The organism is Methanosarcina sediminis, assembly GCF_052056915.1.
GTDB lineage: Archaea > Halobacteriota > Methanosarcinia > Methanosarcinales > Methanosarcinaceae > MTP4.
In genome coordinates, this window is the sequence record NZ_CP195119.1 from 3,608,931 (window position 1) to 3,618,820 (window position 9,890).

General features: G+C 41.5%; 13 protein-coding genes and 1 pseudogene. 6 read left to right on the top strand and 8 right to left on the bottom strand.

Annotated features, from left to right (window positions below; genetic code table 11):
- Positions 1–115 precede the first annotated feature (115 nt).
- Positions 116–397, top strand: coding sequence for a hypothetical protein (locus ACSAZK_RS15855; RefSeq protein ID WP_440955011.1), 282 nt, complete (start codon positions 116–118; stop codon positions 395–397).
- Between the two features lie 188 nt (positions 398–585).
- On the opposite strand, the gene ACSAZK_RS15860 is transcribed toward ACSAZK_RS15855, so the two are convergent.
- Positions 586–1,416 carry an AIM24 family protein gene (locus ACSAZK_RS15860; RefSeq protein WP_440955012.1) on the bottom strand — a complete coding sequence of 277 codons (831 nt, stop codon included), beginning with the start codon at positions 1,414–1,416 and terminating at the stop codon, positions 586–588.
- A 270-nt stretch (positions 1,417–1,686) separates the two neighbouring features.
- Here ACSAZK_RS15860 and ACSAZK_RS15865 point away from each other — a divergent pair, with 270 nt between their 5' ends.
- Positions 1,687–2,055 (top strand): cupin domain-containing protein, encoded by a 369-nt coding sequence (locus tag ACSAZK_RS15865; RefSeq protein ID WP_440955013.1) that lies wholly within the window; start codon positions 1,687–1,689, stop codon positions 2,053–2,055.
- 110 nt (positions 2,056–2,165) lie between these two features.
- On the opposite strand, the gene ACSAZK_RS15870 is transcribed toward ACSAZK_RS15865, so the two are convergent.
- Positions 2,166–2,687 carry a hypothetical protein gene (locus tag ACSAZK_RS15870; RefSeq protein WP_440955014.1) on the bottom strand — a complete coding sequence of 174 codons (522 nt, stop codon included), beginning with the start codon at positions 2,685–2,687 and terminating at the stop codon, positions 2,166–2,168.
- 384 nt (positions 2,688–3,071) lie between these two features.
- Here ACSAZK_RS15870 and ACSAZK_RS15875 point away from each other — a divergent pair, with 384 nt between their 5' ends.
- Positions 3,072–4,184, top strand: a complete 1,113-nt coding sequence (locus ACSAZK_RS15875) for a hypothetical protein (protein ID WP_440955015.1) — start codon at positions 3,072–3,074, stop codon at positions 4,182–4,184.
- A 231-nt stretch (positions 4,185–4,415) separates the two neighbouring features.
- On the opposite strand, the gene ACSAZK_RS15880 is transcribed toward ACSAZK_RS15875, so the two are convergent.
- Both ACSAZK_RS15880 and ACSAZK_RS15885 read right to left on the bottom strand, forming a co-directional pair.
- Positions 4,416–4,823: a DUF1699 family protein gene (locus ACSAZK_RS15880; RefSeq protein WP_440955016.1), complete on the bottom strand. Its 408-nt coding sequence runs from the start codon at positions 4,821–4,823 to the stop codon at positions 4,416–4,418.
- A gap of 698 nt (positions 4,824–5,521) precedes the next feature.
- A complete protein-coding gene (locus tag ACSAZK_RS15885; RefSeq protein WP_440955017.1) occupies positions 5,522–6,148 on the bottom strand; it encodes a GNAT family N-acetyltransferase in 627 nt (208 codons plus the stop codon).
- Between the two features lie 271 nt (positions 6,149–6,419).
- On the opposite strand from ACSAZK_RS15885, the gene ACSAZK_RS15890 reads away from it, so the two are divergent.
- Entirely contained in the window at positions 6,420–6,545 is a 126-nt protein-coding gene (locus tag ACSAZK_RS15890; RefSeq protein WP_440955018.1) for a hypothetical protein, read from the top strand.
- Positions 6,546–6,554: 9 nt separating this feature from the next.
- On the opposite strand, the gene ACSAZK_RS15895 is transcribed toward ACSAZK_RS15890, so the two are convergent.
- Positions 6,555–6,965, bottom strand: coding sequence for a hypothetical protein (locus ACSAZK_RS15895; RefSeq protein ID WP_440955019.1), 411 nt, complete (start codon positions 6,963–6,965; stop codon positions 6,555–6,557).
- Between the two features lie 1,083 nt (positions 6,966–8,048).
- Between ACSAZK_RS15895 and ACSAZK_RS15900 the strand changes: the two genes are divergently transcribed.
- Together ACSAZK_RS15900 and ACSAZK_RS15905 are read left to right on the top strand one after the other, a co-directional pair.
- Positions 8,049–8,300 (top strand): hypothetical protein, encoded by a 252-nt coding sequence (locus ACSAZK_RS15900; protein ID WP_440955020.1) that lies wholly within the window; start codon positions 8,049–8,051, stop codon positions 8,298–8,300.
- Entirely contained in the window at positions 8,293–8,661 is a 369-nt protein-coding gene (locus tag ACSAZK_RS15905) for an aspartyl protease family protein (RefSeq protein WP_440955021.1), read from the top strand. The genes ACSAZK_RS15900 and ACSAZK_RS15905 overlap by 8 nt, the downstream gene beginning before the upstream one ends.
- A 75-nt stretch (positions 8,662–8,736) precedes the next feature.
- Here the strand turns inward: ACSAZK_RS15905 and ACSAZK_RS15910 are convergent, their stop codons facing one another.
- The 3 genes and pseudogenes from ACSAZK_RS15910 to ACSAZK_RS15920 form a co-directional block, all read right to left on the bottom strand.
- Positions 8,737–8,970 carry a hypothetical protein gene (locus ACSAZK_RS15910; RefSeq protein WP_440955022.1) on the bottom strand — a complete coding sequence of 78 codons (234 nt, stop codon included), beginning with the start codon at positions 8,968–8,970 and terminating at the stop codon, positions 8,737–8,739.
- 95 nt (positions 8,971–9,065) lie between these two features.
- Positions 9,066–9,254 carry a hypothetical protein gene (locus ACSAZK_RS15915; RefSeq protein WP_440957125.1) on the bottom strand — a complete coding sequence of 63 codons (189 nt, stop codon included), beginning with the start codon at positions 9,252–9,254 and terminating at the stop codon, positions 9,066–9,068.
- Positions 9,223–9,391, bottom strand: a pseudogene (locus ACSAZK_RS15920) (transposase); the annotation flags it as partial. The gene ACSAZK_RS15915 and the pseudogene ACSAZK_RS15920, both read right to left, overlap by 32 nt.
- Positions 9,392–9,890 lie beyond the last annotated feature (499 nt).

A 9,890-nucleotide genomic window follows, 5' to 3' on the forward strand; every position in this document is an offset into this window, starting at 1 on the left:
ATATATAAACAGAAGTTATATATGGTGAAACATCATAGTTGAAAACGATACCTCGGTGTGTCACTGGTTGTCGAAACCAACAACATGAACAAGAGTGGAGGGAAAAATTACGGATATGTATCTTATTGAGTCCCCACACACTGCGGAGGAGTGTCTGGGAGCTCTGGATGAATTGCTTGAGATGGGGCCTGCTGTATTGGAACAGTATCATTTCGGCTGCCTGGTCGGGGTGCATACGGGCTGGGCTATAGTAAATGCTGAGAGTGAAGCGGGAGCCCTGGAAATTGTTCCCGGGTCCCTGCGCAGTAAAGCACGTGCAGTAAAGTTAAACAAATTCACCGCCGATCAAATCAAGGAAGCTCACCGGGAGATGGAAGAAGTACCGTCAAAAACATAACAGTTTTTTTATTTTTTTATTGAACTTTTTTTTCATTTTTCATTTTTCATTTTCCAGGCTCCGGTGTTCTCTCCCGATGCAGAGTGGAGCGGATCTGCCTGTTTTATCTGTAAAATTTCAAAATGTAAAAAAAGAAATGAAAGAAAAAACTACGAATTAAGCAGGTTAACTATTCACGATTTTTTAATTCAACTCGAATTATCTATGTTCTTTCCTGCAGTTCCCATCTGGGGAATTCCGTTGTATTTAAGGCGGTTATAGACGGGCTGGGTCGGAGCGATCCAGACGTGTCCGGTGCCTTCGAAGGTCTGGAGCAGGCCTTCTCCGCTTGTCATGGAGCCGAGGAGCTGTTTGCTTGAGCGCTGGACACTGAAGGCTACAGCGCCCGAACGGAGCAGGGCGAAATTCCCGTCAACCTGGATTCTTTCGTTATTAAGTTCGTATTTAAGCACTTCTTCCATCGGGATTGGGATTTCGAGAACCACGGCACCCGTGCCGCTGATCTGGGTCTGGAACCAGCCTTCCCCACCCAGGAGTCCGGATGAGAGGTTTTTCTGGGAAGCTACCCCGATTTCCATCCCCTGTTCACAGCAGTAGAAAATCCCTTTGTCCACGACTATGGACTCGTTTTCCAGGTTCATGATGATGTAGTGGCTAAAGGATGGTTCGAGGAAGATTTCTCCTGTCCCTTTGTATATGGGCTTGAAGGTGGACTCACTGGTAAGCTTGCTTTTGATCAACTTTTTAGCAAGTCCGCCAACTCCCCCTATATTTGACACGCAATCGATACACCCTTTGTGGAAATAGAGAGCCCCTGATTCGGTGATAAGCCCGCTGTCTTCAAGGGTCACCTTGACCATTTTCAGGGACATCCCTGCATTCCGTATATAGAACAGGTCTTCTGCAAGGGCTGCATCCTTGCTTCCTTTAAGGTTGTTGCATTCCAGAATTTCAACTTTGAAGCCGTCTTTTTCAATAGAATCGATGACCTTTATGTTCGAGTAGAATTTTTCATCCATCGGTAAACCTCATTAAGAGTTTCACTCTATTAGTTATTTGATATATTAAAATAGTTTTACATATGTAAAAAATTATGGTTTATTAGTTGTGCTGTGCTAGTTGTGCTTTGTTAATTGTGCTGTGCTAGTTGTGCTTTGTTAATTGTGCTGTGAACCCGGCTCGCCTATTCTCTATTACGGTCCATACCCTCCCCAATACCGGCATACCGGCTTCTTAGGAAAGGGTTATATCCTTTCCTCATAAACATAAAAGTGGGAGGTATGTTTTGTATGAAGTACACTCGCATATTCGCTGATTCTGACGGCACGTCACATTTTGAGGACAGGGACATCGATCTTGCAGAAATCGATTTTGTTCCTCCGGCTCCTTCACTTTTCCTTTCGGCTTTCCAGCAGGCATCGCAGTTCGCTTTCTGCCGGATCCCGGCAGGCTGGTTCGGAGACTGGCACCCGACTCCGCATCACCAGTTTTTCTTCTTCCTCTCCGGGGAACTGGAAGCAGAGGTAAGCGACGGGGAAGTTCGCAGATTCGGGCCTGGAAGCGTTGTGCAGCTTGAGGATACGGGAGGAAAAGGGCACGTCACGAGAGTTATTGGGGATGAGGATGTGCTGGCAGCTGTTGTACAGGTTCCGGATTGAAGACAAGGTTGAATAAAATTGGGTGGCAGGGGTTTTTGAATTGATCAGGTTTTGAATTGATGGGTTTTTCCTGAATCGCTTTTTCTGAGATTGCCCCCTGGCAACCTCATTTATAGAGGATACCCTTCCGAGAGCATCCTCCTGCCTGCGGGGTGAACTATGCACTTTTTAAGCTCGCAAATCGGAATTCCTTCAAGGGTTTCCCCGGTACAGGCTCCTCCGGACCACGTAACGAAGATGTCACATGTACCGGCTGCTTCATCTACTGCTGTAACAATCCCCAGGCGGGTTTTTTGTATGCAGGGGGTTGAATATTCAGCCTGCAGGGGGAGTACGAGCTTTACACCCGAATCAAGTAACGGAACTACATCGCATGCATTGTATTCCTTTGAAACACCGTCTTCCGGGCGGGTCAAAACGTATTTTTCCTGGTCTTCCGAATCTAAGTAGTGTTCTGATACGATTCCTATAAAGTGGTCCCATTCGACCTCTTTCAAATAGGAATCACTTACGCAGGCCCAGGTGCCGGATTCCAGTTCCTTTCCTGCAGCCCCCGGGGCTGCACATACTGCGAGCAACACGAGAAAAATTACTGACAGTTTTGCTATCCGTGAATATACTTTTTTTGCCATTATTGAGATCTCCGAATTCAAATAACTGTGTATTTTTTTCCACCGCTAAACCAGGTTTTAATTTAAATAAAGATGAGCATATTTCAATAATTTATTATATATTTTTTGATTTCATTCTATTTTTAGTGGAATTTCGAATTCTAAAGGCTAGATGCCTGGTAGATCCCGAGGATCTGGCATAAAAAGGGGCTTCGTTAGGTGGTCAATGAAGGATGTAGAAGGCGGTTCTAACGAAGTATTTATCTTCTATTGTATATTCTGATATAGGTGTTACACTGGCTTTTATCACTTATTCCGGAACTTTCCGGAATCAAATCATAAAAGGGAAGGACGTAACATTTTGTTAAATAGAAGGATGAAACAATGCGGCAACAGAACGTAAAAATGAATCAACTGGCACAAATAGTAACGGATTTTATCGAACCTGTAATCCCTTATCTGGTCATTGGATCTAAAAAAGCGGCTGAAGAAGCCGGCAAAAAAGTAGGGCCTGAGGTCTGGGAGCTTGAGAATCAATTGTGGGGTAAATTGTGTTCGAGAGTAAGGCCGGAGTTGAAAGAAGCCGCAGGAGACCTTGTTGTTGCTCCTTCCGACCCGGAGCTAAAGCAGGTCCTGGTCCGGGAAGTTCTGAAATCGTTTGAGATGGACCCTGATTTTGCTAAAGAAATTTCGGCTTTTATGGAAGAAGAGCTAATACGGAAGTTGACTGCTGAAAAGAGGATGACAGCTTTTCAACAGAGTCCGGCTGATAAGACCGGAGTGCTTGAAGAATTCAATAAGCTGCTTGAAGAATTCGTGGCAAAATACAGTATTGTTCAGGAATCTGAGCGATTGGAAGCCGGGCCAGGTAAAGAAGAAATTATGGAAAAAGAAGCACTTATGCAAAAAACTCTTGACTTTGCCTCCCGGATTCAGTACGGAGATGCAAGGTCCCTGGCCCTTTCCCTGCTTGTCCCTCATCTGGAAGGCCCGGGAAAGCAAGAGCTCATCAAAAAAGCCCTTTCCTCTGCTTCCAATATCCATGATGAAGCCGAACGAGCCGCAGTCCTCTCTTCGCTTGTCCCTCACCTGAGCGGGCCTGGAAAAGAAGAACTTATTGAAGATATCCTCGACTTCGCTCCCTACATCCAGTATGGAGATACAAAATTTCAGGTTTTTTCCTCGCTTGTCCCGCATCTGGATGTGTTCGGTAATTACGTGTCCGGAAATGAAAGGCTTGTGGAAAAAGCCCTTGAGATGGCCTCCGGGATTCAATCCGAGTATCTGAGGGTGCAGGCTCTTTCTTTGCTGATCCCATACCTGAAGGGGCAAAGAAAAGAAGAAACTATAGAACAGGCCCTTGAATTAGCTTCCAATATTAAGGATAAGAATATGAGGTCCCTGGCCCTTTCATTTGTTAGTCCGTATCTTAATGGGCCGGGAAAAGAAGAAGGAGTGGTGGGGAACCTGGTTCAGGATCTGTCATTTAATGAACAAACAAAAAGTAAGATGAATTAAAAAATGTAAAATTGATTATAGTCCCAAACATAAGTATTTACACTTACATTAATAACCACGGAAGACACAGAAAGCACGGAAGTATTGTGCCCCAACTTTTCCTTTATTCCGTGTTTTCCTTTATTCCGTGTTTTCTGTTGTTAAACTTTAACTTGAGATTGGTGAAGGAATTTGGGGTCTTGCCTATAAAAAAAGTAAATTAGTTACTGAGCTGGCTGTGAGCAGCCGGACTCAGTCTGTAACATCCCTGGCGAGAATATAGGCAACCATCTCAGGGTTCAGTTTGCTTTCCCTTGATACCTTTTCTTCTATTTTCTCGACGGGTGTGCCTACCAGCTTCAGGTCTCTGATATCTTTAATAATGGCAGGCGGGACGTTGTAGTATTCACTGATGTCCTTCCTGTGACCCCATACATCCCCTTCGATAAGCTGGATTTTTTGCATTTCAAGGAACATTTCGATTGACTTTGAGATGGTTCGGCGGTAAGAGTTAGGTAGTTGGATCGCTTCAATTTTTGGGCATGTCTCAATCAGCGCAAAGATGTCCTTGTTCGAAGGACGGAACGCCATATGAATCACTCTTTCATTAGGATTAAGCGTAAAAATCTCTTCCCTGGAACTAACCACACGTATCTTCATTCAATTCCCCCATTAGCGAATTTTTCCTCTTTTTTCGTTTTATTTTTTCCGTTTTATTTTTTTTTCCGTTTTATTTTTTTCCGTTTTTACCTGTAGTAGATCTTTAATTACCAAATCCTGTTTTTTTAGCAACTTTGTTAACGTTTCCGAACAAATGCCAGCCTCCACACCTTATAACTATTCTTACAAATCCCCTGACCTTTTTAAAATGTAAAACATATTTTTACATATATTAATTCTTTTGTTTGTTATATATATTTATTTGCTAAAAAGTATAATTTCTTAGTAAATCGGTAGCATTTCATTTCCTGGCAGGATGAAAAAAGGGTTGGTGCGACTTGAAATATGGGGGACTTTCGGATAAATGGGAACTTACAGGTCGAATATCTTTAGTCCTTACATACCTGTTTCTTCTGACATTTAAGTGTTTCAAAACACCAATCATATAACACCGGATCACCAGGTTTTATATACTTAAATAATTTATTTAACAATGTGCAAAACAGAAACCTTTTTTACATCTTTGGAACCTTACAGGTACTCACTTTAGGATTTATTGTATTTTTCATTCTCGGAATAACCAGTGTCGGAAAAGATACATCTGTCGTTTTGAGTGTTTTGTTTCCATTGTGCACATTAATTCTGGAATATCTTATCTATTCCAGAGAGTGAATTCTTGATTTGATACGCCTGTTCTTTTATTCAATCCAGTATTCGGGTTTGTTTAAGGCGTCTGCACACACCACTTTACCTGTAACCTTGCTCAGTCCTTCGGAAGTCAATGCCTGTACCATCCAGGCGTCTGCGTGCTCATCGGGTATGGGGTAAGGTGTGGCAAAGCCAAGGCTTCCTGCATCGGGTATAAAGCCGTATCTCGGATAGTAATCCATATGCCCCAGAACAAAAACCATCTCAACACTGATTTCTTTCAATTTTTTCAACCCTGCATTAATAAGCATTCCTCCGATTCCCTGCCGCTGGTATTCGGGTTTAACCGCCAGCGGAGCAAGAATGTATATTGATGGTGGAATTGACGGAGCAGTTGACGGAGCAGTTGACGGAGCTATTAATGGAGTGGTTGATTGAGAACCTGATGGAGAATGTTCATTTGCTTCAAAAGTTGCCCTGGTAAATAGAATATGTCCTGCAGCTTCATCGTCCTTGAAGGCTAGGAGTGATATTACCGGCTCTGCACTTTTATCTTCCAGAAGCTGGCTTACTAACTCCGCTTCGTCTTCCTGACCAAAGGCTTCCCTTTCAATTTTCATGACGTCGTCGAAGTCTGATTTCTTTGCTTCTCGGATTTGAATATTTTTTGAATTCATAGTTTTACCCTGGGTCTTTATTCTTCTAAAATATAATCCCCTAAATTTGTCGTCTATACACGACAGAATAAGCGGATTTTATCGATTATACTCGATGGCTACATAAAGGGACGCGAGGTAAACGGCCTGCTTGCCGGGATGAAGAACTTCAAAATGAAAGAGGGAATAATCATCACATCGGACTTTTTTGATGAGGGGCTTGTTGAAGGAAAGAGGATAAGGTATGTGCCGTTGTGGTACTGACTGCTTGAGGAGGATTGCGGGGAGAAGAGTGGTCGCTAATAAAAACGATGCCTGTAAGAAGCTTTTCAAGCTCACAATTTACGAACTTCGTCTATTACCATCTGTGCAGACTCAGAAGAAGGCAGGGATCAAAAGGCATGTGGATCGGGAATAAATGGTTTAATCATTCATCTTTTTCTAAAATAATCATGGGTTTTCCGTACTTTTCGAGAACTTCTTTATCCAGGTCTTTTATCGAAGATATTCTGTCTCTTACGCTCCCATCTATCTCTTTCCATAAACTGAAAAACTCTTCATCCTTCATACTATCCATTTCGAGTAATTTTACAGTAATAACAAACTCTCTCCACTCCGGGATTTCCAGATCCCTTGAAAGCTCCACATTTATCTCAACATTATCTTTTTTGCCATATTTCGTTAGCTGGAAAAAAATTTCGGACAATATTTCATTCAAAAACTTATGGAAATTTTTATTAGAAATTCCTCTTATTTCCGGACTCACTTTTACGTTATATAATGAACTGGAAATAGAGGGTTGTTCAGGAGAATAAGCATCGGTGGTTTCCGTTACCATATTAAGAAGGTCCTGCTTTTTGCTGCAGGTGCTGGCGCGGTATTCACTGCAATGATCGGTATTGTGGTCGGTATTAAGATTTGTATTATCATCAGTATTCCGATCATCATCAAGTTCAAAGCGGGTCGAGGACATATTTTATCCCGGCTGTTTCATTAGATTGAGAATTTTCAGGTCAGGTTTTCAGCTAAATCCTGTATATTCTCTATTTCTCTGCAACGGTTATGAAGTTTCGCCCGATTCACTCTTTGGGTATGTGGGTTTGGCTCAATTAACACACTGAAAAAGGTATTTTTCAAGCTGTTTTTTCCTCCGGCTCTAATTCCACCTGACCTGGTGGCGTTCTTGTGGCTGGTTGACTGGAGAAATAGGTACGTTTTTTTAGATTGCTTTTTGGGTACCGGCGCTCTCACCGGCCGTGGAGCGAAGCGAGGCGGACGGCTTTTCCAGGATTTACCTGTATAAGAAATTGAAAAACCAATAATTGTTAGTAATAAGAGGCAAATGCATATAAAAATGACAAATTTAATGTTGCTGAGCGGTTGAATAAAATGGAATTCTTTTAAAAATAACATAGTCGGATGATATAATGACTATAATAAAATACAAAGTACATCGATTCGACATCGACATGGATAAGGACCAGGTGAGATTAGAGCAATTTTTGAATAATCTAGAAGGAGAAGTTGTGACGATTATTCCCAATGTTAAACCTATATTTCAACTCATGGGAGCTACTGCTAAAGTAAACTTTCTTTTGATAGTGGAAAAGCTGACTAAATAAAATAAATGGTTCTCATTAACATCGTGTGGTTAAACTCATTTTACCTGACATTAAGAATATCATTGTGTTCCTTTTTCGGATTGCTTTTTGGGTACCGGCGCTCTCACCGGCCGCAGAGCGAAGCGAAGCGGACGGCTTTTCCAGGAAAATAAAGACTAAAGAAGAATATATGTGTTCCAATCTCTGCTTTAGCAGATCTAGCTTGCGAATATCAGGAATTTCATTGTAATTATCGATTGCAACTGTAGTAACCTATAAATTTAAGAAACAAAAGACCTCTAATTAAAATAGGTGAATAAATGCTGGAACCAGATACCTTTGATGAAAAAGCAAAACGTATCTATGAAGCCCATAAAAAAGAATGGGAACGGCTATACAATGGGAAAATAATAGCCATAGATATTGATGCTAGTGACTTTGTATCTGTTGGGGAGAACATCGGGGATGTTGACCTGGAAGCAAGGAGAGAGCGCCCGGGTCACAGGATATTCATGCGTAGAGTAGGAAAGAATCCTGCCGTTGCCAGGCTGCGGAACAGAACCTATGTCTGAAGAAACCACTTTTGATTACATAGATAATGACCCGCTTGTTCCGGTCACTCTCATCAATCCCGTTTCTAATAAAAAAGTAAATGCTTATGCATATCTTGATACGGGTTCGGATGCAGTTGTCATACCAAAAGACCTTTGGCTGGAACTTGGGTTAGAGATGATTTACCGTTCCAATGTTAGTGCGGTTGGAGGCGTAGTTACCACATGGTACACCCGCACAACCCTTGAATTCCTTGAAACAAGGCACAAAAACATTATTGCCTTCTATCAGGACGAAGGAGACGTTTTGATCGGGCGAAACATCCTTGATAAATATTCCATCACATTCGATGGTAGAAATTCAAAGTTATCAGTCCTGTGAAACTTTTACGGTTGACTGCTATTTTATCAAAAAAAAGATTTTGCTTACAGAGATTATTACGCCCTTCCCGCCCCATTATTTCTTGATTTTTCCTTTGCTGGTCCCGGGCAGGCTCATGGCGTCCCAGAGCTCCTCCGCTTCCCTGCGCTCTTCCTCGGTGATGGGGTCTGCTTTGTAAAATTTTACACCTTCCGCGCCTGCCCAGAATCGGTTTTTTTCGCTCAGGTCTTCATCTTCTTCTTTTCCGATGTAATATTTCCGGCCGTCTTTGTCGTAGTGGACCTCTTTCTGCACAGTGTCTTCCGGCATGGTTCCTCGGGTAATTCGTTACTATGGTAGTACGCCGACATCTTATATGTCTCAATCCTTGTTTTGGTGGATTTTGGTCAGGATTGCGAAAAAACCTATTTTTCATCATTTCCAGATTCATTGTATTCTAATTCGAACTCATTAGTTCTTTCAGTTTTCAGAGGAGCAATGCTTATTTCAAATGCTTTAGGTGCTTCTTCATTGATATATTCATAGCGAATAAATCCACTTAACTTTGCATCTTGACCTGAAACAACCAGAAAGTAGCAAACAGAAGATGCCATTCAATATTTTCCCGATAGGAATGAACACGTTTTTTGCCTCGATTGATTTGGGGAGTTGGGATATGAGGCTTGATTAGTTCCCATTCTTTATCAGATAAATCACTAGGATAAGGAAGTCTTCCAGTTTGTTCCAATATCAACGAACAATCTTGATACAAGTAATATTTAATTTTAAGACATCTTCTAAAGAAAAAGACTTCGTAATGGAAAAGGATTCATAATAAAAGGGAATATAATTACAGGGGGCCAAGAGCATGTCTTAAAATTCAATTTGATTATACAATTGGGATAAAACTCACGTATTTGGACTGGAAAAAGGTAACATTAAACCGTCAAACGTCTAAAGTCTTAATTTTAACTATGATGTCTAATGCATTTGATTTTATACATAGGGCGAATAAGTAATATTTAATTAATTTGTGGGGTGAACTTAAGGCCAACAACGCCTACTATCCAAATGTAGAAATGGTTTGAATTTTAAGACAGCCTCTAAGCAATTATTTCCTAATCAACAAATAGCGAAGAACCAAAATAATTTTTTGGGAGGTCGACAGTGTGCCGAATTTGCTTTGAATATCGAGGTAAATTTTTGTATGCTGTATGTGGTTTGGCTCTTCCGACGTGTAATTTCCCTTC

What these genes read in the sequence shown, in the direction of transcription:
- ACSAZK_RS15865 (WP_440955013.1), top strand. Translation starts at nt 1,687, where the DNA reads ATGAAGTACACTCGCATATTCGCTGATTCTGACGGCACGTCACATTTT.
- ACSAZK_RS15910 (WP_440955022.1), bottom strand. Translation starts at nt 8,970, where the DNA reads ATGCCGGAAGACACTGTGCAGAAAGAGGTCCACTACGACAAAGACGGC.
- ACSAZK_RS15905 (WP_440955021.1), top strand. Translation starts at nt 8,293, where the DNA reads ATGTCTGAAGAAACCACTTTTGATTACATAGATAATGACCCGCTTGTT.
- ACSAZK_RS15855 (WP_440955011.1), top strand. Translation starts at nt 116, where the DNA reads ATGTATCTTATTGAGTCCCCACACACTGCGGAGGAGTGTCTGGGAGCT.
- ACSAZK_RS15870 (WP_440955014.1), bottom strand. Translation starts at nt 2,687, where the DNA reads ATGGCAAAAAAAGTATATTCACGGATAGCAAAACTGTCAGTAATTTTT.
- ACSAZK_RS15875 (WP_440955015.1), top strand. Translation starts at nt 3,072, where the DNA reads ATGAATCAACTGGCACAAATAGTAACGGATTTTATCGAACCTGTAATC.
- ACSAZK_RS15915 (WP_440957125.1), bottom strand. Translation starts at nt 9,254, where the DNA reads ATGGCATCTTCTGTTTGCTACTTTCTGGTTGTTTCAGGTCAAGATGCA.
- ACSAZK_RS15895 (WP_440955019.1), bottom strand. Translation starts at nt 6,965, where the DNA reads ATGGTAACGGAAACCACCGATGCTTATTCTCCTGAACAACCCTCTATT.
- ACSAZK_RS15885 (WP_440955017.1), bottom strand. Translation starts at nt 6,148, where the DNA reads ATGAATTCAAAAAATATTCAAATCCGAGAAGCAAAGAAATCAGACTTC.
- ACSAZK_RS15900 (WP_440955020.1), top strand. Translation starts at nt 8,049, where the DNA reads ATGCTGGAACCAGATACCTTTGATGAAAAAGCAAAACGTATCTATGAA.
- ACSAZK_RS15860 (WP_440955012.1), bottom strand. Translation starts at nt 1,416, where the DNA reads ATGGATGAAAAATTCTACTCGAACATAAAGGTCATCGATTCTATTGAA.
- ACSAZK_RS15880 (WP_440955016.1), bottom strand. Translation starts at nt 4,823, where the DNA reads ATGAAGATACGTGTGGTTAGTTCCAGGGAAGAGATTTTTACGCTTAAT.